Annotated in this window: 25 protein-coding genes and 1 tRNA gene; 10 read left to right on the top strand and 16 right to left on the bottom strand. The window is 67.0% G+C overall.

Annotated elements, in window-relative coordinates; all coding sequences use genetic code 11:
• Positions 1-11 precede the first annotated feature (11 nt).
• Positions 12-209 carry a hypothetical protein gene (locus V7E00_RS02335; protein ID WP_333571073.1) on the top strand — a complete coding sequence of 66 codons (198 nt, stop codon included), beginning with the start codon at positions 12-14 and terminating at the stop codon, positions 207-209.
• A gap of 5 nt (positions 210-214) precedes the next feature.
• Here V7E00_RS02335 and V7E00_RS02330 read toward each other — a convergent pair whose 3' ends face one another.
• The 4 genes from V7E00_RS02330 to V7E00_RS02315 form a co-directional block, all read right to left on the bottom strand.
• Entirely contained in the window at positions 215-658 is a 444-nt protein-coding gene (locus V7E00_RS02330) for a DUF1003 domain-containing protein (protein WP_333571072.1), read from the bottom strand.
• A gap of 288 nt (positions 659-946) precedes the next feature.
• Entirely contained in the window at positions 947-1,504 is a 558-nt protein-coding gene (grpE, locus tag V7E00_RS02325; protein WP_141986512.1) for a nucleotide exchange factor GrpE, read from the bottom strand.
• A gap of 15 nt (positions 1,505-1,519) precedes the next feature.
• On the bottom strand, positions 1,520-2,563 hold the full coding sequence (gene hrcA, locus V7E00_RS02320) for a heat-inducible transcriptional repressor HrcA (RefSeq protein ID WP_333571071.1): 1,044 nt from the start codon (positions 2,561-2,563) through the stop codon (positions 1,520-1,522).
• A 35-nt stretch (positions 2,564-2,598) separates the two neighbouring features.
• Positions 2,599-3,180, bottom strand: a complete 582-nt coding sequence (locus tag V7E00_RS02315; protein WP_333571070.1) for a DUF6438 domain-containing protein — start codon at positions 3,178-3,180, stop codon at positions 2,599-2,601.
• Between the two features lie 90 nt (positions 3,181-3,270).
• On the opposite strand from V7E00_RS02315, the gene rph reads away from it, so the two are divergent.
• The 3 genes from rph to V7E00_RS02300 all read left to right on the top strand — a co-directional run bounded on the left by rph (position 3,271) and on the right by V7E00_RS02300 (position 5,249).
• On the top strand, positions 3,271-3,984 hold the full coding sequence (rph, locus tag V7E00_RS02310; protein ID WP_333571069.1) for a ribonuclease PH: 714 nt from the start codon (positions 3,271-3,273) through the stop codon (positions 3,982-3,984).
• Positions 3,981-4,652 (top strand): RdgB/HAM1 family non-canonical purine NTP pyrophosphatase, encoded by a 672-nt coding sequence (gene rdgB / locus V7E00_RS02305; RefSeq protein ID WP_333571068.1) that lies wholly within the window; start codon positions 3,981-3,983, stop codon positions 4,650-4,652. The genes rph and rdgB overlap by 4 nt, the downstream gene beginning before the upstream one ends.
• A 126-nt stretch (positions 4,653-4,778) precedes the next feature.
• A complete protein-coding gene (locus tag V7E00_RS02300) occupies positions 4,779-5,249 on the top strand; it encodes a transcriptional regulator (protein ID WP_333571067.1) in 471 nt (156 codons plus the stop codon).
• Here the strand turns inward: V7E00_RS02300 and V7E00_RS02295 are convergent.
• The gene (locus tag V7E00_RS02295; RefSeq protein ID WP_333571066.1) at positions 5,212-5,388 is read right to left on the bottom strand and encodes a hypothetical protein; all 177 of its coding nucleotides are present in this window, start codon (positions 5,386-5,388) and stop codon (positions 5,212-5,214) included. The two genes, V7E00_RS02300 and V7E00_RS02295, sit on opposite strands and share 38 nt — an antisense overlap.
• Positions 5,389-5,568: 180 nt before the next feature.
• On the opposite strand from V7E00_RS02295, the gene V7E00_RS02290 reads away from it, so the two are divergent.
• Entirely contained in the window at positions 5,569-5,769 is a 201-nt protein-coding gene (locus V7E00_RS02290) for a hypothetical protein (protein WP_333571065.1), read from the top strand.
• A gap of 76 nt (positions 5,770-5,845) precedes the next feature.
• Here the strand turns inward: V7E00_RS02290 and V7E00_RS02285 are convergent.
• Positions 5,846-5,932: transfer RNA gene (locus V7E00_RS02285), tRNA-Tyr, on the bottom strand.
• Between the two features lie 121 nt (positions 5,933-6,053).
• On the opposite strand from V7E00_RS02285, the gene V7E00_RS02280 reads away from it, so the two are divergent.
• From V7E00_RS02280 to V7E00_RS02270, 3 genes are read left to right on the top strand one after another with little or no spacing between them, the layout of a single operon-like run.
• Complete coding sequence (locus V7E00_RS02280) at positions 6,054-7,658, top strand: M20/M25/M40 family metallo-hydrolase (protein ID WP_333571064.1); 1,605 nt, start codon at positions 6,054-6,056, stop codon at positions 7,656-7,658.
• A complete protein-coding gene (gene rlmB, locus V7E00_RS02275) occupies positions 7,658-8,404 on the top strand; it encodes a 23S rRNA (guanosine(2251)-2'-O)-methyltransferase RlmB (RefSeq protein ID WP_333571063.1) in 747 nt (248 codons plus the stop codon). The genes V7E00_RS02280 and rlmB overlap by 1 nt, the downstream gene beginning before the upstream one ends.
• Before the next feature lie 14 nt (positions 8,405-8,418).
• Positions 8,419-9,150: a hypothetical protein gene (locus tag V7E00_RS02270; protein ID WP_333571062.1), complete on the top strand. Its 732-nt coding sequence runs from the start codon at positions 8,419-8,421 to the stop codon at positions 9,148-9,150.
• Positions 9,151-9,215: 65 nt separating this feature from the next.
• Here the strand turns inward: V7E00_RS02270 and V7E00_RS02265 are convergent, their stop codons facing one another.
• The 4 genes from V7E00_RS02265 to V7E00_RS02250 all read right to left on the bottom strand — a co-directional run bounded on the left by V7E00_RS02265 (position 9,216) and on the right by V7E00_RS02250 (position 11,221).
• Positions 9,216-9,641, bottom strand: a complete 426-nt coding sequence (locus V7E00_RS02265; protein ID WP_333571061.1) for an OsmC family protein — start codon at positions 9,639-9,641, stop codon at positions 9,216-9,218.
• Between the two features lie 52 nt (positions 9,642-9,693).
• Positions 9,694-10,104 (bottom strand): glycine zipper 2TM domain-containing protein, encoded by a 411-nt coding sequence (locus V7E00_RS02260; protein WP_333571060.1) that lies wholly within the window; start codon positions 10,102-10,104, stop codon positions 9,694-9,696.
• A gap of 86 nt (positions 10,105-10,190) precedes the next feature.
• Entirely contained in the window at positions 10,191-10,685 is a 495-nt protein-coding gene (locus tag V7E00_RS02255) for a hypothetical protein (RefSeq protein ID WP_333571059.1), read from the bottom strand.
• A 68-nt stretch (positions 10,686-10,753) separates the two neighbouring features.
• Positions 10,754-11,221: a hypothetical protein gene (locus tag V7E00_RS02250; RefSeq protein WP_333571058.1), complete on the bottom strand. Its 468-nt coding sequence runs from the start codon at positions 11,219-11,221 to the stop codon at positions 10,754-10,756.
• 251 nt (positions 11,222-11,472) lie between these two features.
• On the opposite strand from V7E00_RS02250, the gene V7E00_RS02245 reads away from it, so the two are divergent.
• Positions 11,473-14,220, top strand: a complete 2,748-nt coding sequence (locus V7E00_RS02245; RefSeq protein ID WP_333571057.1) for a [protein-PII] uridylyltransferase — start codon at positions 11,473-11,475, stop codon at positions 14,218-14,220.
• A 13-nt stretch (positions 14,221-14,233) separates the two neighbouring features.
• On the top strand, positions 14,234-14,617 hold the full coding sequence (locus tag V7E00_RS02240) for a VOC family protein (RefSeq protein WP_333571056.1): 384 nt from the start codon (positions 14,234-14,236) through the stop codon (positions 14,615-14,617).
• Between the two features lie 143 nt (positions 14,618-14,760).
• Here V7E00_RS02240 and V7E00_RS02235 read toward each other — a convergent pair whose 3' ends face one another.
• The 6 genes from V7E00_RS02235 to rpsK form a co-directional block, all read right to left on the bottom strand.
• Positions 14,761-15,237, bottom strand: coding sequence for a vgr related protein (locus V7E00_RS02235; protein ID WP_333571055.1), 477 nt, complete (start codon positions 15,235-15,237; stop codon positions 14,761-14,763).
• Between the two features lie 16 nt (positions 15,238-15,253).
• Positions 15,254-17,395 carry a prolyl oligopeptidase family serine peptidase gene (locus V7E00_RS02230; protein WP_333571054.1) on the bottom strand — a complete coding sequence of 714 codons (2,142 nt, stop codon included), beginning with the start codon at positions 17,393-17,395 and terminating at the stop codon, positions 15,254-15,256.
• A gap of 50 nt (positions 17,396-17,445) precedes the next feature.
• The gene (locus V7E00_RS02225) at positions 17,446-17,574 is read right to left on the bottom strand and encodes a hypothetical protein (RefSeq protein ID WP_333571053.1); all 129 of its coding nucleotides are present in this window, start codon (positions 17,572-17,574) and stop codon (positions 17,446-17,448) included.
• A 179-nt stretch (positions 17,575-17,753) separates the two neighbouring features.
• Positions 17,754-18,176, bottom strand: a complete 423-nt coding sequence (rplQ, locus tag V7E00_RS02220) for a 50S ribosomal protein L17 (protein ID WP_333571052.1) — start codon at positions 18,174-18,176, stop codon at positions 17,754-17,756.
• A gap of 139 nt (positions 18,177-18,315) precedes the next feature.
• Complete coding sequence (locus V7E00_RS02215) at positions 18,316-19,383, bottom strand: DNA-directed RNA polymerase subunit alpha (RefSeq protein ID WP_168845183.1); 1,068 nt, start codon at positions 19,381-19,383, stop codon at positions 18,316-18,318.
• A gap of 99 nt (positions 19,384-19,482) precedes the next feature.
• Positions 19,483-19,872, bottom strand: coding sequence for a 30S ribosomal protein S11 (gene rpsK, locus V7E00_RS02210; protein ID WP_010545745.1), 390 nt, complete (start codon positions 19,870-19,872; stop codon positions 19,483-19,485).
• Positions 19,873-19,915 lie beyond the last annotated feature (43 nt).

Genomic DNA, 19,915 nt, shown 5'->3' with positions numbered 1-19,915 from the left:
AGGCCCCGCCGATGACCGAAATCGAACTGTTCCGCGCCCGCGCCGACGAAGCCGGCACCGCCGCTGCCCAGAGCGGGCTCGACAACGTCCGCGAGCGGCACCTCCGGTCCCAGGCCGCCTGGGAAGCGATGGCCGTCCGCGCCGAACGCGTCGCCACCCAGCGCGCGCTCAACGAGGCCGAGAAGGAAGCGCGCGCCGTCTCCTTCTGATCCGCTCAGCGCGGCGCCCGCACCTCGACCAGCCGGGCGATATCGGCATGCAGCGCGTCGATCTTGGCGTGCAGCTCCTCGATCTGCGCCTCGGCGCGCAGGTTGGTCTCATAGTCCATCCGCGCCTCCAGCCGGTCCTTCGACGCCTGGCGGTTCTGGCTCATCATGATGATCGGGGCCTGAAGCGCGGCGAGCATCGACAGCATCAGGTTCAGGAAAATAAACGGAAACGGGTCGAAGGCGTGCGCCGCCAGCACGACCGTGTTCAGCAGCGCCCAGGCGCCGAGGAACAGGCCGAAGCCGATAATGAACCCCCACGAGCCGCCGACCGCCGCGACCCGATCGGCGAGGCGCTCGCCGAAGGTCAGGCGTTCGTCGAACACCGTGTTGAGGTCCCGCGACGCACCGATCCGGCGCAGGTCGTTCAGGAAACGAATGGCTGCATTCATGGGCACACCTCACTGCCGACCGGCCCACCGGGGCCGGCGCAAGTGAAGTGACCGGAACGATCAGTTCAGCGCGGCGGCCCTGGCAGGCACGGTCGGTCTACTTTGATCGTTACTGGGCATGGTTCCTTCTCGGATCCGTTGCGAAAGAGTCGCGGCTGTTCCGCGACCGCCCCGCAAATGGGCGCGGCCGGGACGTGTGTCAACCGACGGGAATCACGGGTTCGTGCCGCAATGCGACGAACCGCGGCGGCAGGTCCCCGCCCCGCACGGGAGCGGGGCGGAGGCCGGTCAGTCGGGCTTCTTGGCGACGGCGACGAGCGCCGGGCGCAGCAGCCGGTCCTTGATCATATAGCCGGACTGGATCTCCTGCACCACGGTGCCGGGCTCCTTGTCGGCGACGGGCATTTCCATCATCGCCTGATGCTTGTTGGGGTCGAGCGCCTCGCCCAGCGCCACGACCTTGGAGATGCCGTGGCGGCCGAAGATCGCCTCCAGCTCGCGGCCGGTGGCCTCGAGACCAGTGACCAGGCCCTTCATCTTCTCGTCCTCGCGCAGCTCCGCCGGGATGGCTTGCAGCGCGCGGCCGAGATTGTCGGCAACGGACAGGATGTCGCGGGCGAAGCTGGTCGCGGCATAGGCGCGCGCGTCCGCCACTTCCTTCTCGGTGCGGCGGCGCAGATTCTGCATGTCGGCCTGCACGTAGAGATGCGCCTGCTTGGCCTCGGCCAGCTGCGCCTCCAGCTCGGCGACACGATCCTGCTCGGCCACTTCCGGCGCGGCTTGTGCAGTCTCTTCCCGCAGCGTTTCGCCCTGGGTCGGTTCGGTATTTTCGATATTCTCGGACATGGTTCCCTGTTTTCTTCAGGCCAGCAAACGGGCCAATGTGGCCGCCGTGAAATCCACCATGGGCACGACGCGGGCATAGTTCAACCGGGTCGGGCCGATCACGCCGACGACGCCGACGACGCGGCCGTCCAGCGCGCGCACCGGCTTGGCGATCACGGACGAGCCGGAAAGCGCGAACAGCTTGTTCTCGGAGCCGATGAAGATCCGCGCCGCCTCGCCTTCGCGGGCGCTGTCGAGCAGCCGGGCGATCTCTTCCTTGCCCTCCAGTTCGTCGAGCAGCTGGCGAACGCGGTCGAGATCCTCGGCGGCGCTGGTGTCGATCAGCCTCGCCTGGCCGCGGACGATCAGCACCGGACGCCGGCCGCTGTCCTCGCTCCACACGGCAAGGCCACGCTCGACCAGCTCCGAGGCAGCGGCGTCGAGCGCCGCCTGTTGCTGGCGAAGCTCGCGCTCGATCCGGCCGCGCGCCTCGGCGAGCGTGAGCCCGGCAAGCGTCGCGCTCATATAATTGGCCGCGCGCTGGAGCGACATCGGATCGACCCCGCCGGGCAGCTCGACCACCCGGTTCTCGACCGAGCCGTCCTCACCGACCAGCACGGCCAGCGCGCGGTCCTGGCTCAATGGCACGAAGCCGAACTGGCGCAGCACCGTCTCGGCCTTGGGCACCAGCACCAGCCCGGCACAGGCCGACAGGCCGGACAGCGCCGCGGTCGTCTCCGCGATCGCATCCTCCACCGGGCCGCCGATGCCGGCGCGCGCCTCGATCGCCGCGCGTTCCTCCACCGAGGGTTCGCTCGCCTGCATCATCCCGTCGACGAACAGCCGCAGCCCGCTTTCGGTCGGCATCCGGCCCGCGCTGGTGTGCGGCGCGGCGAGCAGCCCGAACTCCTCGAGATCCTGCATCACGTTGCGGATCGAGGCCGGCGACAGGTTGAGCGCCGAGATGCGCGAGATGGTGCGCGACCCCACCGGCGCACCGGTATCCAGATAGGATTCCACCACGATGCGGAACACGTCGCGCGCGCGGTCGGTCAGCTCGTGGATCGGCGGCGTGATCATGGTGCCTCGTATCTAGGCGGTGCGGCGGGTCGGCTTCAAGGCCGCGCGCCGATCAGCCCTGCGATCGGCAGCAGATCGGGCGCCGAGCCCAGCGCATCGGCCATGGCCCGGTTCCGCTCGCGGTCACAGCCAAAGTAGAAGGACAGCGCGCGATGCCCGGCCTTCCCGTCCCATTGCACCTCCACGCTCGGCATGTCCGTTACAGCCTGCCCGCATCGTGGCTCGCCCGGCGGATAGCGGACGGTGCCGCTGCGCGGCCGGTACGGCGCCAGGCGGGTGAGGAACGCCTCATACTGCGCCGGCGAGACCCGGAAGTCGCGCGCGCCGGTCACTGCGGTGAAGCGCTGCCCCTCGAAGGTGCCGGTCCCGTCCGGCCGCACGGTGACGGAATAGACCGGGCATGCGCCGCCGCACGGGCTGGTGGTGTAGCGGATCATCTCGCCCCGAACGATCGGCGCGGACGGTGCGGCGGGCGTCCCGCCCGAGGCCGGCGGCGGCGGTGCCGGGCGGGAGGGCCGCACGGGCGCCGGGCGCGCGGGTCGCTCCGGCGGCGCCACCTGCGGAATGCAGCCGCCGAGCAGCGCTCCAGCAAAAACCAGTGCAACCAACAGGCGCATGCGTGTCTTTCTCCCCTTATCGTGCAAGACTGGCGGAACGCGCCGCCACGGTCTAGGTGCCCGGCTCGATCTTTAGGGAGACTGAATCGCATGCGCCCATCCGGCCGCGCCCCCGACGAAATGCGGGAAATCACCATCACGCCGAACTTCACCCGTCACGCCGAAGGCTCGGTGCTGATCGGCTTCGGTGACACCCGCGTGCTCGTCACCGCCAGCGTCGAAGAACGCGTGCCGCCGTTCCTGCGCGGCAAGGGCGAAGGCTGGGTGACCGCCGAATATGGCATGCTCCCCCGCGCCACCCACACCCGCGGCCAGCGCGAGGCGGCCAAGGGCAAGCAGTCCGGCCGCACGCAGGAAATCCAGCGGCTGATCGGCCGCTCGCTCCGCGCGGTGACCGACCTCAAGCTGCTCGGCGAGCGCCAGATCACGCTCGACTGCGACGTGCTCCAGGCCGATGGCGGCACGCGCACCGCAGCGATTTCCGGCGCCTGGGTGGCGCTGCGCCTCGCGGTGAACAAGCTGATGGCGGAAGGCGCGATTGCCGTCGATCCGATCACGACGCAGGTCGCGGCCGTGAGCTGCGGCATCTATCAGGGCACGCCGGTGCTCGACCTCGACTATCCCGAGGATTCGTCGGCCGACGCGGACGCGAACTTCGTGCTGCTGGCCAACGGCAACATCGCCGAGGCCCAGGCCACCGCCGAGGGTGCCACCTATGACGAGGAAGGCCTGCTGCGCCTGCTCCGCCTGGCCCGCATCGGCTGCGGTCGCATCTTCGACGCCCAGCTGAAGGCCGTCGGATGAGCGGTGAGGCCGACACCCCCCAGGCGATCCGCAAGCTCGCGCCGGGACAGCTGGTGATCGCCAGCCACAATGCAGGCAAGGTGCGCGAGATCCGCGAGCTGCTCGGTCCCTACGGGATCGAGCCGGTCTCGGCCGCCGAGCTCGACCTGCCGGAGCCCGAGGAGACGGGCACCAGCTTCGTCGCCAATGCCGAACTGAAGGCCCTGCAGGCAGCGGACCTCTCGGGCCTGCCAGCCCTGGCCGATGATTCGGGACTATGCGTCGAGGCGCTTGGTCTGGCGCCCGGCATCTACTCGGCGCGCTGGGGCGCGGCGGCGCCGGGCATGGACGGACTGGAGCCGGTCGCTCCGTTCGAGGGCCGCGACTTCGGCCTTGCGATGCGACGCGTCCACGACAAGCTGGAGGCGCTCCCGCCCGAGACCAGCCGCGCCGCACATTTCGTCTGCGCCCTGGCCCTCGCCTGGCCGGACGGCCATGTGGAATGGTTCGAGGGCCGGGTGCACGGCGAACTCGCCTGGCCGCCACGCGGTGAAAACGGCTTCGGCTATGATCCCATGTTCGTCCCCCATGGTCATGTGGAAACGTTTGGCGAAATGGATCCAGTTGCGAAACATGGCATGAGCCATCGCGCTGATGCGTTCCGCCAGTTGGTCGCCGCCGTCTTCTGAGGAATGCCAGTTCCGATTGGCCGATATTCATGAAGTCGAAGGTTTAAGCTATCCTAACGACGTCCATATGTTGATCGAGTAACGATCGCTGCCTAAGCACAGGCGACGATGGAGGACAAATTGGGGGTGCGCGGCACCGAACTATTCGATGAAGTCGATGCGCGGCTGAGCGAAATCAAGCGACTTTTCACACAGTTCGCCGGCGACGCTCCTGCGTCCGCCGACGAATCGGAGAAGAGGTCCTTCGGCCGGCTTGAACTGGCGCGCATGATTTTGTGGGGCCGTGTGCTGCTGGAGCGCGAAGTCGCTCGGGATCTGTTCGCGGATCCGGCGCTCAACATCCTGTTGACGCTCTATGTCAGTCGAGCCGACGGAAAGGACGTATCGACCTCCGCCGCGTGCACCGCGTCCGGCGTGCCCACCACGACGGCGCTACGCTGGATCAACGCACTTGCCCGGCGCGGCATGATCCACAAGCGCAGCCTCGCAACCGATCGCCGGTTCACCTATCTGGAACTGAGCGAGAAGACCGGCGCCGCCCTGGACCGGTATTTCGACCTCATCTTGGATCGCGCAACGCACCCGACGGCACCATGACACCGTATTTGGTCGTCAGACGCTCCAACGACAGCGAGACGTGCGCGGCTTCGGCATCCTCGTCCAACTGGTCTAGCAGCGCGATCGCATCCACCAGGTGCGTGCACACCGTCTCGATCCCTGCGCCCCGATCATCCATTATCAAAAACTCGCGTATCCTTATATCCACATTGGATTTTTAAGCACGCAGGGACAAGTCAGGAGTTATCCCGACACGGGACACACCTAGAGCACGGCTCAACGCAATCGCAAGTGCTTGCACATTGCGCCACTAGGTTCATTTTGGATAAGGTATCGCCTTTATCGGCAAGGAAGCCTCGTGACGCCGCTTTCCACGCTCGTCGAGCGCACCGAAGCCATTTATCTGACGCACGGGTCCGGCAGCGCAGCCTATCTTCTCGAGCAGATCGAAGCGGCCATTCGGGAAGGTGCGCCGGTCCAGCGCATCTGCGAGCTGGACCACCTCCTGCAGCTGATCGAATATCGCGACCGCACCCTGGCGCTGTACGGCAGTCGTTGATTCAACCAGCGCGGCGGAGCCCCCTGGCTCCGGACGTTCCCATCGGCGATCTGAAGAGGATCGCTCGCAGCGGCGGTGGTGGATAGGGATGGATTCGAACCACCGTAGGGCGAAGCCCGGCAGATTTACAGTCTGCTGCCTTTAACCACTCGGCCACCTATCCATGGAGACCGCCGCTTGCGAGCGAGGGGGCCCAATGCCGAAGCGAATCGAACCTGTCAACGCCTTGCGTGCACTCTTTTGCGCGCATAGCGTCCCGCCTTCACTTTTTCGGGGGGAAACCAATGCGTCGCACCATGCTTGCTCTCACTGTCGCGCTGCTCGCCGGCGCGCCGATCGCCGCGCAGACGATCCAGGCCACGCCGACCGACCGCGTGATCGATCAAGGCACGAACCACAGCGAGGTGATGCGAATCGCGCAATATCTCACCGACGTGATCGGCGCGCGCCTCACCAACTCTCCCGGCATTCGCAAGGCAGAAGACTGGACCCAGGCCAAGTTCCGCGAATGGGGCCTGGCCAACGTCCACAAGGAAGGGTTCGAGTTCGGCCGCGGCTGGTCGAGCGAGAAGCTGGCCGTGCGCATGGTGGCCCCGCGCCCGCTGCAGCTGATCGCCGCTCCCCTGCCCTGGACCCCGGGCACCAACGGCGCGGTTACCGGCGAGGTCGTGCTCGCCCCGCTCGCCGACGAAGCCGCCTTTGCCCAGTTCAAGGGCAAGCTGAAGGGCAAGGTGGTGCTGCTCACCGAGCCGAAGGACATCGAGGACCCGACAGAGGCGCCCTTCAAGCGCTGGAGCGTGGAGGAGATGGCCAAGCGCGACTTTTACGACCTGCCGAACGGTGCCGGCGAACGCCCGTTCAACCCTGCCCGCCTCACCTTCGCGGCCAAGCGCGATGCGTTCCTGAAGGAAGAAGGCGCGATCGGCTATGCGATCATGTCCAGCCGCAACGGCAAGCTGGTGCACGGCCAGAACAGCCAGTTCCAGGTCGGCCAGTCTGGCACACTGCCCGGCATCGAGATCGCGGCCGAGGATTATCGTCGCCTCGCCCGCCTCGCCAGGATGGGTGCCAAGCCGACGCTGGAGATCGACGCCGTCAATCGCTTCGACGACAGCGACACCAAGGCCTACAACATCCTCGCCGACATCCCCGGCACCGATCCCAAGGCCGGCTACGTCATGGCAGGGGCGCATTATGACAGCTGGGCAATGGGCGACGGCGCGGCCGACAACGCGGCCGGCAGCGCGATGGTGATGGAAGCGGCGCGCATCATCCGCGCTTCAGGCATCAAGACCAAGCGCGCGATCCGCTTCGCGCTGTGGGCGGGCGAGGAACAGGGGCTGCTCGGCTCGATGGCCTATGTCGAGAACCACATCGCCAAGCGCCCGGTCGACGCCGGCGCTGCCGGCATGGTCCGCTACATGACGTGGAGCCGCGCCTATCCGATCACGCCGGGGCCCGACCATGGCAAGCTCGCCGCCTATTTCAATCTCGATAACGGATCGGGCAAGATCCGCGGCATCTATGCGCAGGGCAACACGGCGGTGATGCCGATCTTCGCACAATGGTTCACGCCGTTCCACAGCATGGGCGCCACCATGGTTTCCGCGCGGCGCACCGGCAGCACCGACCATGTCTTCTTCGACGCGGTGGGCATTCCTGCGTTCCAGTTCATCCAGGACCCCCTCGACTATGGGTCCATGGTGCATCATACGGACGTCGACACGTTCGATCATCTGAAGGCAGACGATATGCGCCAGGGCGCAACCATCCTCGCCGCATTCCTGATCAACGCCGCCAACAGCGATCAGCCGCTGCCGCGCGCGCCGCTTGCGACCGCGCCGACCCCGGCCGATCAATTCTATCCCTTCCCGGAGTCCGCACACTGATGAAACGTCGAGGCCATCGTCCCAGCCAAGCCCCTGCATCCCGGCCGCGTTTCTACGGCCGCCATGCGGTGCTCGCGGCACTCGCCAATCCCGAGCGGACGGTGCGCAAGATCTGGGGCACGCGCGAGGCGCTGTCGGCGCTGGACCTGCCCCCGGTCATCCCGATCACCTATGCCGACGCGGCCGATCTCGGCCGCCTCGTGCCGGCCGATGCGCCGCACCAGGGGCTGGTGGCGGAAGTCGATCCGCTCGAGGAGATCTGGCTGGGCGATCTTCTCGAGCAGGGCGCCAAGGACAAGCGCCCGCTGCTGGTGCTCGATCAGGTAACCGATCCGCACAATGTCGGCGCGATCCTGCGCTCGGCGGCCGCCTTCGACGCGCTTGGCATCGTCACGCAGGACCGGCACGCCCCGCCGGAAACCGGCACCCTCGCCCGCTCGGCGGCGGGGACGCTGGAAGTGGTGCCCTGGGTCCGCGTGGTGAACCTGTCGCGCGCGCTGGACGAGATTGCCGAGGCCGGCTTCTGGCGCGTCGGGCTGACCGGCCATGCCAAGGCGACGCTGGGCGAAGTGATGGGCGAAGGCCGCGTCGCGCTGGTGCTCGGCGCCGAGGGCGAAGGCATGCGCCAGAATACCGAAGCGCATTGCGACCAGCTTGCCCGCCTGCCGATCTCGGCCAAGGTGGAAAGCCTGAACGTGTCGAACGCCGCGGCCGTGGCGCTCTACGCGGTGAACACGCGCGGCTGAAAGGGAAAAAGCTCATGACCAAGATGCTGCGCACGCTGGCGCTGGTGCTGCTGGCGCCGATCGCGCTGGCGAGCTGCCTGTTCGTGCCGGGCAAGTTCGATTCCGCGCTCACCATCCACCGCGATCGCAGCTTCACCTTTACCTACAAGGGCGAGGTCGTCGCCCTCGACCTCAAGGGGCTGGGCGGCGACTTCATGAAGCTCGCCGAGGAAGAGGAAGGAAAGAAGGGCAAGAACGGCTCGGCCGATCCCGCCAAGGTGAAGGCTGCGGAAAAGGCGAAGCGCGACGAGGAATATCGCAAGCTCGCGGTCGAGCTGGCCAAGGAAGCCGGCTATCGCAGCGTCGAATATCGCGGCGACGGCATCTTCTATGTCGATTTCGCGCTCTCGGGCGTGCTCGACCACGCCTTCGTCTATCCGTACAACCAGGACAACGAGATCGTGCTGCCCTGGATCGCGATCGAGCTGCGCGGCAAGGACGCGGTGCGCGTGAAGGCGCAAGGCTTCGCCCGCCAGAAGAACGAGGCGTCAGGCCTCGGCGGCATGGGCGGCGGCATGGCCGCAGGCGCAGAGGCGGCCGATCGCATGGAGGGCAGTTTCACCCTCACCACCGATGCCGAGGTGATCAGCCAGAACAACGAGGCCGGCGCAGAAACGGTCGGCAGCGACAAGGTGATCACCTGGAAGGTCGATACCCGCACCAAGGACGCGCCGATGGCGTCGCTGCGCGTGGCCCCCTTGCGCTGACACGAAAACGGGCGGGTGCGATACGCACCCGCCCGCCCTCTCCACGCCCCTTATGGGGATAGGGTTCAGGCCAGCTCCCACTCCAGCGCGATCTGCGCCTTGAGCAGCTTGGACACCGGGCAGTTGGCCTCGGCCCCCTTGGCGAGCGCCTCGAACTGATCCTGGCTGATGCCCGGCACTTCGGCGCGCAGCTTCAGGTCCGAGCGGGTGATGGTGAAGCCGTCGCCATCCTGCTCCAGCTTCACCGCGGCCGTGGTCTCGAGCGTGCCGTCGCTGAAGCCCGCCTGCGCCAGCGCGAAGCTCAGCGCCATGGTGAAGCAGCCGGCGTGAGCGGCGGCAATCAACTCTTCCGGGTTGGTGCCCTTCTCGTCGCCGAAGCGGGTGTTGAAGCTGTACGGCGTCGCCTCCAGCACGCCCGAGGGGCTGGTCAGCTGGCCTTTGCCCGTCTTGCCGAAGCCGGTGTAGCGGGCGGTGGCGGTGCGCGTGGTCATGGCAGACTCCTTGATGACAAGCGGGCCGGGGAACGACCCCGGCCCGTGCCTATCATTTGCAGGTGACGTTATTGCGGTCGACCGAACGACCCGCCGCTGCGCCTGCGGCTGCGCCGAGCAGCGTGCCCAGCGTTTCCGAGCCGCCCGGCGCGATGATGTTGCCGAGCAGGCCGCCCGCGACGCCGCCGACGATCAGGCCGGTGGTGCCGTCATTGCGGCGGCAGTAATAACGCCCGTCCTGACCGCGATACACTCGGTCGTTCCGCGACAGGCGACGTTCGCGGGCGCGCTGATTTTCGCGGTAATAGCGGTCGGCGTAATAGCCGTTATAGGCCGGATCCGGGCGGTTATAATCGTAGCGGCTATAGCCGCGATCGCTGGCATAGCCGGGGCCGTAGCCGTCCTCGGCGCAGCCTGAAACCAGCGTCGCCGCGGCGACGATGCTCAGAGCGAAGATGCGCATCGGGTCTTTCTCCTGATCCATGTTGAAGTGCTGGGGCAATGCACGGCCGGGCGGAAGGTTGCGCGGCCGTGCCGATCCGGGGAGTATCAGGAAGGTGCGGCGTCGTTCCGGCGAAGCTCGTCGGCCTGGCCGGCTACCAGCGTAGGTGCCGAGCCACCGGCCAGCGCCGGCGCAAATGCTTCGCGCTCGCCCGCGGGGATCGACGCAGTGGGATCAGGGCGGAACTGCTCGATCGCGCGCTGGCTGCCGTCGGGATGACGGTCGCCCATCAGGTCGGTCGGAACGGTGCCTGGCTCGGCCGCGGCGGCGCGGCGGTTGCGGAGCACGTTGAAGGCAAGCGCGCCGATCGCACCGAGGCCCGTTGCCGCGATCGCGGCAAGGCCAGTCCGGCGCAGCGTGGAGCGCTTCTGGACCTTGGTGGCCGGAGCAGCGGCCTTGGGCGCGCGCTTCGGGCGTGCCTTGGGTGCGGGCTTCGCTGCCGCCGGCTCCGCCTTGGTATCGGCCGCCGGCGCGGCGGCTGCGGCTTTCGGCGTCCGCTTGCGCGGGGTGGTGGACTTCGGCGTCTTGCTGGCGGTTGCCATCGAAATCTCCTTTCGGTTACGGCACGGTCAACGGGCCGAGGCGCCGGCCTGTTCCGCGCCGATCGCGATCACCGCGCGCAGATGCGTGCCCGGTCGTTCACCCAGCAGCCGTCCTGCAGCGTCACGGTGCCCAGCGGGTCCATCGCCTTGTCGTCGTCGGGATCGGCATTCCAGGTCGCATCGGCCTTGCCGTCGGCACGCGTAGTGACCACCGCGAAATGGGATTGGGTGGGCTTGCCGGCGCTCCAGGTGTTGAGCGTGTAGCCGCCATCACCCATCGGATAGACTTGGCAGCGGCCATCGAGCAGCGTCTTACCGTCGACCTCAAAACGGCACTGCCTGGCGGCGGAGTGGGGTGAGGCTTCGTCCTTTGCCACCGGCGTGGTGCTGGGAGTCGGCGTAGGGCTGGGCGTTGCGACGACCGGAGAGTCGACATTCGCCGTGGCTACGTTGCCGGCTGGCTGGGGGCCGTTGCAGGCGGCCAGCGGTGCCAGGAGCAGCAAAGTCGCGGCGATGGAGCAGGTCTTCAAAAGCAAACGGCGTCTCCACATCAGATTGCCGCGCCCTACCCGCGCAACGCTGGTTTGTTCCCCGACGGCGTCGCTCGCCATAGCCCCTCCCCTTCAGGGGAGGGGTTGGGGTGGGGCATGACGGATCCGCAAGGGCTAAACTTCTCGGTCAGCCCCCACCCCCAACCCCTCCCCTGAAGGGGAGGGGCTTAAGAGAAATGCCCTGCCCCACCCCTTCCCGCGTGAACTTCCCCCCGAATCCTCCTATCTGACTCCACATGCCGACCCGCTTCGCTTCCGTCCCCCACCGGCGCGCCCTGATCGACCGCCGCGCCGTCGCCGAACGCCTCGCCGCGCTGGAGGCCCGCGACACCGCCGCGCTGCGCCAGGCCGGTGCCACGGCGCTCAAGGCTGCGCTCGACGCAGGGCAGGCGGAAATTGCGCGGCGTCTGGCGGAGCACCCCTCCCGCGGGCTCGAAGCGGCAGCGGCCGGCGCCTTCCTCACCGACCAGATCCTGCGCCTGCTGTGGGACTTCACGGTCGAAAGGCTCCACCCCAACGCGAACCCCACCGCCGCCGAGCGGATGACGCTGATCGCGGTGGGCGGCTATGGCCGCGGCGAGATGGCGCCGCATTCGGACATCGACATCGGCTTCCTCACGCCCTGGAAGGTCACCGGCTGGAGCGAGCAGGTGATCGAATCGATGCTCTATTCGCTGTGGGACATGCGGCTGAAGGTCGGGCATTCCTCGCGCTCGCTCGACGAGATGGTCCGCCAGGCCAAGGCCGACGTCACCGTCTGCACCGCGCTTGTCGAGGCGCGCTATGTGTGGGGCGACACCGACCTCTATGACGAGGCGGCGCGCCGCTTCAAGGCAGAGGTCCAGGCAGACAGCGCGCGCGGGTTCATCACCGCCAAGCTCGAGGAACGCAACGCCCGCCACAAGAAGATGGGCGACAGCCGCTACGTCGTCGAACCCAATGTGAAGGAGGGCAAGGGCGGCCTGCGTGACCTGCACACGCTCTTCTGGATCGGCAAGTTCGCCTATAACGTGCGCGAACCCGCCGAGCTGGTCGAGGCCGGGCTGCTGACGCCCGCCGAATACCGCCAGTTCCGCCGCGCCGAGAACTTCCTGTGGGCGGTGCGCTGCCAGCTCCACCTGATCACCAACCGCCCCGAGGACCGGCTGACCTTCGACGTGCAGCGCGAGATCGCGGATCGCATGCGCTTCGCCGATCGGCCGGGCATGTCTAAGGTCGAGCGCTTCATGCGCTATTACTTCCTCCAGGCGAAGGTGGTGGGCGACCTCACCGGCGTGTTCCTGGCGCATCTCGACGAGAAGTTCGCCGCGCGCGGCCGACGCTTCGGTTTCCCGGCGCTGTGGCGGGGGCGGCGCAAGCTCAAGGGCTTCGTGCTCGAGCGTGGCCGGCTGGCGATCCCGCGCGACACCTATTTCCGCGAGGATCCCGTCCGCCTGATCGAGCTGTTCGCGCTGGCCGACCAGCACGAGCTGGAGATCCATCCGCTGGCGATGCGCGCCGCCGCGCGCGACGCCAAGCTGGTCGACGACGTCCGCAACGATCCCCGTGCCAATGCGCTGTTCCTCGACGTGCTGACGTCGCCGCGCGATCCCGAGACGGTGCTGCGCTGGATGAACGAGGCCGGCGTGTTCGGCCGCTTCGTGCCGGACTTCGGCCGCGTCGTCGCGCAGATGCAGTTCGACATGTACCATCATTACACGGTGGACGAGCATTCGATCCGCGCCATCGGGCTGCTCAGCCGGATCGAGAAGGGGCAGCTGAAGGAAGACCACCCGCTCGCCTCGGGCCTGCTGCACCAGCTTGCCTCCCGCCGCGCGCTGTACGTCGCGGTCCTGCTCCACGACATCGCCAAGGGCCGCAGCGGCGACCATTCGGTCCTGGGGGCCGAAGTGGCGGAGCGGCTCTGCCCGCGCCTCGGCCTCACGCCCGGCGAGACAGAGATGGTCGCATGGCTGGTGCGCTGGCACCTGCTGATGTCCGCCACCGCGTTCAAGCGCGACTTGGCAGACTTCAAGACCATCCTCGATTTTACCGCCCAGGTGCAGAGCGCGGAGCGCCTGCGCATGCTGCTGGCGCTGACCGTGGTGGACATCCGCGCCGTAGGACCCGGCGTGTGGAACGGCTGGAAGCGCCAGCTGCTGGGCGGGCTGTACGAAGCCGCCGAGGAGGTGCTCCGCCTCGGGCACAAGCAGCGCGGTCGCACCGAGCGGATCGCCGCCAAGCAGGACGAGCTGGGCACCGCACTTGGCTGGCCGCCGGCGAAGTTCGAGGCGTTCAAGAAGCGCTTCACCGAAAGCTACTGGATTGCCGAGCCGGTCGACGTGCTGGCGCGCAACGCCGCGATGGTGGCCGAAGCGGGCGACGCGACGCTGCATGTCGAGGCGCAGGTCTATCCCGATCGCGGCGCGACGCTGGTCACGGTCTATGCCGCCGACCATCCGGGCCTGTTCTACCGGATTGCCGGCGCCATCCATGTCGCCGGTGGCAATATCATCGACGCGCGGATCCACACGACGCGCGACGGCATGGCGCTCGACAATTTCCTGGTGCAGGATCCGTTCGGCCAGCCGTTCGACGAGGAAGCGCGGCTCACCCGGCTCAAGACCGGCATCGCGGATGCGCTGGCGAACCGCGCGCGGCTTTCCGAACGGCTAAAGACCAAGGCGCCGGTGCGCCCGCGCGCCGATGCGTTCTCGATCGAACCGAACGTGTTCATCGACAACAAGGCGTCGAACCGCTTCACCGTCATCGAAGTCAATGCCCGCGACCGGCCGGCCTTGCTCTACAGCCTCGCCAATGCACTGTTCCAGTCGAAGGTTACGATCCACTCGGCGCATGTCGCCACCTATGGCGAGCGCGCGGTCGATACCTTCTATCTGACCGACCTGATCGGCGATAAGATCAGCTCGACGTCGCGACTCAAGACGATCGAGCGGCGTCTGCTGGAGGCCGCGGCCGGCGAGGAGATCGCCCAGGCCGCCTGATCGGGGGACGGACATGCCGGTAGTGGGGCTGGGCGGCTATTTCTTCCGCGCGCAGGATCCGGAGGGCCTGAAGCGCTGGTACCAGGAGATGCTGGGCGTAGGCGGCGGGTGCGGCACCGATTCCGCCGGCGAGGCAAGCCCCTGGTTCTGGTATCCCGAACCCGGCGGCGTGGTGTTCCAGCCCTTCCCGGCGGACAGCAGCTATTATGCCGCGGACAAGCCGGTGATGCTCAACCTGCGGGTGATCGACCTGGACAGCTTGCTCGAGCAGCTCAACGCGGCGGGCGTCGATATTGAGACGCGGGCGGAGTGGGACACGCCGGAGACGGGGCGCTTTGCCCGCATCCACGATCCGGAAGGCAATCCAATCGAGCTGTGGGAAGCACCGGCGGAGTAGACCTGCGCCCCACCCCCAAGCCCCTCGTCATTCCCGCGAAGGCGGAAATCCATTTGCCAGGACGCTGGGAAAAGAGCCGCGCAATCAGCGCCAATGGATCCCCGCCTTCGCGGGGATGACGTCCGAAATCTGCCGCGTGCAGCCTACCCCGTTCCGAACGGCAGGATGCTCTCCAGCGTCGCCAGCGGCGGCGCGCCTGGCACCACGGCGCCCTGCCGCAGCAGGAAGACGTGGCGAACGATCTCCGCCTGCTGCTCGATGCCGTAGCGCGCCAGCGTCCAGCCCGGCTTGATGCTGTAGTGATAGCGGCAGAACGGGTGCCGCCGCAGCACCAGATTCAGCCCGTGCTGGTGCTGCCAGACATGCACCAGCTCGTGGATCAGATGCCCCTGCAACCCCAGCCCTTCGCTGGCGAAGCAGTCCCGATAGGCATCGCCCGCCGGATGGAAGTGGAGATGCCCGCGCGGCGCCATCGTCACGTTTCGCGGCTGAAAGGGAAACCATTTCCGCCGGTAGATACGCACCGGATCGAGGTCGATTGCATCGCCGAACATGCCCCGGGCCAGCGCCCGCTCGGCGTTGGTAAGGGGGCGGCCCCGTCGCGGATCGTTGCCGGACATGGCCGCCCTCCCCTGCTTACTTGATCGTCAGCCCCGTCCACTTGGCGGCGAACGCCCAGAGGTCGGCGGTTTCCTCGATCACCTTGTCGGTCGGCTTGCCCGAGCCATGGCCGGCGCGAGTCTCGATGCGGATCAGGTGCGGCCGATCGCCGATCCGGGCATGCTGGAGCGCCGCCGTATATTTGAAGCTGTGGCCCGGCACCACGCGGTCATCGGTATCCGCCGTGCTTACCAGGATGGCCGGGTATTCCACGCCGCTCTTGATGTTGTGGTACGGCGAATAGGCGTAGAGCCGCTTGAAGTCCGCTTCCTTCGACGGATAGCCATAATCGTCGACCCAGTAGCGGCCGGCGGTGAACCGGTCGAAGCGGGTCATGTCCATCACGCCCACCGCCGGCAGCGCCGCGGCGAACAGGTCCGGGCGCTGGTTGGTCACCGCGCCGACCAGCAGGCCGCCGTTCGAGCCGCCCTGGATCGCCAGCTGGCCCTTGCCGGTGATGCCCTCCTTGATGAGGAACTCGCCCGCGCCGATGAAATCGTCGAATACATTCTGCTTGTTGGCGAGGCGGCCGCCGTCATGCCACGCCTTGCCGTACTCGCCGCCGCCGCGGATGTTGGCCACGACGAACGCCCCGCCCTGCTCCAGCCAGGCCAGCCGGCCCGCCGAGAAGCCCGGGGTGATCGGGATGTTGAACCCGCCATAGCCGTAGAGGATCGTCGGCGCGGGGCCGGTGACGCTCTTCTTCTTGACGATGAACATCGGCACCTTGGTGCCGTCCTTGGAAGCGTAGAAACGCTGTTCGACCGCATAATCCTGCGGGTCGAACGCGACCTTGGGGCTTGCCCACGGCTCGGCCTTGCCGGTCTTCACGTCGTAGCGGAAGATCGTGGTCGGATAGTTGAAGCTGGTGAAGGCGAAGAACGTCTCGCCCTCGTGCGGATGCCCGCCAAAGCCGCTTGCGGTGCCGATCCCCGGAAGTGCCACCTTGCCGTCGGCCTTGCCGTCCAGCGTATAGCGGCGCACCTCGGTGGCGGCGTCGACCATGTAGCTGAGGATCAGCCGGTCGCCCACGATCGACTGGCCCGCCAGCGTCTCCTTCTGCTCGGGCACCACTTCGTGCGGAGCCAGCGCAGGATCTGCGAGGTCGATCGTCACGATGCGCTGGCGCGGCGCGCCGTCGTCGGTCGCGAACCAGAACTTCGTCCCGACATTGCCGATTGGCGACCAGTCATGCTCCAGCTTGCCGATCACCGTCTTTGCCTTCCAGGCGGGATCCTGAAGATCGACGATGTGGACGAGGTTCTTGTTGTCCGTGCCCTCGCTGGTGGTGATCACCAGATAGCGGCCATCATCGGTGATGCCTGCGTAGTGGCTCTGCTTGGGCGTAGCGGGCGTCTCATAAACCAGTCGGTCAGCGCTCTGCTGCGTCCCGAGCTTGTGGAAATAGACGCGGTGATTCTCGTTGAGCGCCTGGAACTTGGCGTCCGCGGGCGGCTCGGGATAGCGCGAATAGAAGAAGCCGCTGCCATCCTTCGCCCAGGCCACGCCCATGGTGAACTTGGCCCAGCTGACCGTGTCGCCGGTGTCCTTGCCGGTGGCAACGTCGAGCACCTTGATCGTCCGCCAGTCGGTGCCGCCGTCCTGGATCGAATAGGCGAGCAGCTTGCCGTCCTCGCTCGGCAGCCATTCGGCGAGCGCCGTCGCGCCGTCCTTCGACCAGCCATTGGGGTCGATCAGCACACGGCCCTCGCCCTTGAGCCCGTCCCGAACGAACAGCACCGCCTGGTTCTGCAGCCCGCTGTTGTGCGCGTAGAAATAATGGCCGCCCTTCTGCTCGGGCACGCCGAAACGCTCGTAATCGAACAGCTGCTTGATCCGGCCTTTCAGCGCCTCGCGCCCCGGCAGCGTCGCCAGATAGGCGTCCGTGACCTTGTTTTCGGCCTCGACCCACGCAGCGACATCCTTGTCGTTGCGGACGTCGTTTTCCAGCCAGCGATAGGGATCGGCGACCTTCACCCCGAACTGTTCGTCCACCACGTCGACGCGGCGGGTTTCGGGATAGGCGAACTTGGTCATCGGCGCGGTGGTCTCCGGCTTGGTGGTCTGGGCAAAGGCGGGGCTGGCGAAGAGTAACGGCAGGATCAATGCACGGCGCATTCAAGGGCTCCCTGAGAATGCGCCTACCCTAGGCAGCCCTGCACCCGCGCTCAAGCCAGACCGGTCAGATCGATCGCCCAGGCAAGGGCGGCCAGCGGCGCGAGCGCCAGCAGCGCGGCGATCCACGCACCGATATCGAGCGGCGCGGACGCGCGCACCCGCCTGGACTTGCGAGACATGCTGTTTCTCCAGCGCGGCCCGATGCGGCAGCGCACCCTGTTCGGCGGCGGAAATGGGGAGGGCCGGGGCGATTGCAAGCGAAACGAAACTCTGTCGCCGACAAGCAAGACTGGCCAAAAGAAAAGGGCGGCCGCTGGTGCGACCGCCCTTCCCTTGTTCGATCCGAACGAAGTGCCGATCAGGCGGCTTCGTCGAAATCCTCGTCCGACATCAAGGGACCCGAATCCTGGCCCTTGGCCGAAACGTCGCGATCGACGAACTCGATGATCGCCATCGGCGATGCGTCCGAGGCGCGGATGCCGGCCTTGATGATGCGGGTGTAGCCGCCGTTGCGATCGGCATAGCGCGCGGCGAGCACGTCGAACAGCTTCACCAGCTGGGCGTCGTCCATCAGGCGAGCGTGCGCCAGACGGCGGTTCGACAGGCCACCCTTCTTGGCGAGGGTGATCAGCTTCTCGACGTAGGGACGCAGTTCCTTCGCCTTGGCGACGGTGGTGGTGATCTGCTCGTGCTTGATGAGCGCGGCGCTCATGTTGCGGAACAGAGCGATACGGTGAGCCGAGGTACGCTGCAGCTTACGACCGCCTACACGATGGCGCATGTGTATTTCCTTCGTTCGTTAAGGGGCCGTTCGACGGAACCCCAGACCAGGCGGTGCGAAGCGGGCCACCGCCCAAAACCCGTAGGGAAGCAGAGGAAGGTCAGGTCAGCCCCGACGCTCCCTCCGAAGGAGCATGGGCTCAGCCCATGATCTCCTGCTCGAGCTTCTTGGCCATTTCCTCGATGTTCTCGGGCGGCCAGCCCGGGATTTCCATGCCCAGGCGCAGGCCCATGCTGGAGAGGACTTCCTTGATCTCGTTGAGCGACTTGCGGCCGAAGTTCGGCGTGCGCAGCATCTCGGCTTCGGTCTTCTGGACCAGATCGCCGATGTAGATGATGTTGTCGTTCTTGAGGCAGTTGGCCGAGCGGACCGAAAGTTCGAGCTCGTCGACCTTCTTGAGCAGATAGCGGTTGATCTGCGCGGCATCGCCGGCCGCACCTTCCGCCGGTGCCGCTGCCGGCGCCATGCCGACCGGGGCTGCCCGGGTGATCGACGAATCGTCGAAGTGGACGAACAGCGCCAGCTGGTCCTGCAGGATCCGCGCGGCATAGGCCAGCGAGTCCTCCGGGGTCACCGTGCCGTCGGTCTCGACGGTCAGCGTGAGCTTGTCGTAATCGAGCTCCTGGCCGACGCGGGTGTTCTCGACCTTGTACGAGACCTGACGCACCGGGCTGAACAGCGCATCGACCGGGATCAGGCCGATCGGCGCATCGGCCGGGCGGTTCGCGGTAGCGGGCACATAGCCCTTACCCACGTCCGCGGTCAGTTCCATGTTCAGGGTCGCGCCGTCGTCGAGGTGGCAAATCACCAGCTCGGGGTTCATCACTTCGATGTCACCCGAAACCGCGATGTCGCCCGCCTTCACTTCCGCCGGGCCGGTGGCCGACAGCTGGAGACGCTTCGGGCCTTCGCCCTGCATCTTGAGCGCGATCTGCTTCACGTTGAGGACGATGTCGGTCACGTCCTCGCGCACGCCGGCGAGCGACGAGAATTCGTGCAGCACATTCTCGATCTTGATCGAGGTGACTGCCGCGCCCTGCAGCGACGACAGCAGCACGCGCCGCAGCGCGTTGCCGAGCGTCAGGCCGAAGCCCCGCTCCAGCGGCTCGGCGACGAACGTCGACTTCCGCTTGGGATCGCCACCGGGCTTCTTCTCGAGGCCGTTGGGCTTCTTGAGTTCCTGCCAGTTCTTAGCGTTGACCGACACGGGCTTTCCTCATGTTGGGCGGGGAAGAGGCATTCCCCGCCAGGTATTTACTGCAAGACCGCGGACCCGCCTCAGGGCCCACGGTGCAAGCAGGACGTATCAGACGCGACGACGCTTCGAGGGACGCACGCCGTTGTGCGGGATCGGCGTCACGTCCCGGATCGAGGTGATCTGGAAGCCGACGGCCTGCAGCGCGCGGAGCGCCGACTCACGGCCCGAACCCGGACCCTTCACTTCGACCTCGAGGGTGCGAACACCGTGCTCGGCGGCCTTGCGGCCGGCGTCTTCGGCGGCGACCTGGGCGGCATACGGGGTCGACTTGCGCGAGCCCTTGAAGCCCATCATGCCGGCCGAGGACCAGCTGATCGCGTTGCCCTGCGCGTCGGTGATGGTGATCATGGTGTTGTTGAAGCTGGCGTTCACATGCGCGACGCCGGCGGTGATGTTCTTGCGTTCGCGACGGCGAATACGCTGCGGTTCACGTGCCATTTGGAATTTCCTGACCTAGAAGCTTGGTGCCTGGAGGCGCGAG

Source organism: Sphingomonas sp., assembly GCF_036731925.1.
GTDB lineage: Bacteria > Pseudomonadota > Alphaproteobacteria > Sphingomonadales > Sphingomonadaceae > Sphingomonas.
Note: the sequence above shows the minus strand (reverse complement) of the source record. Positions and strands in the feature narration are given on the sequence as shown.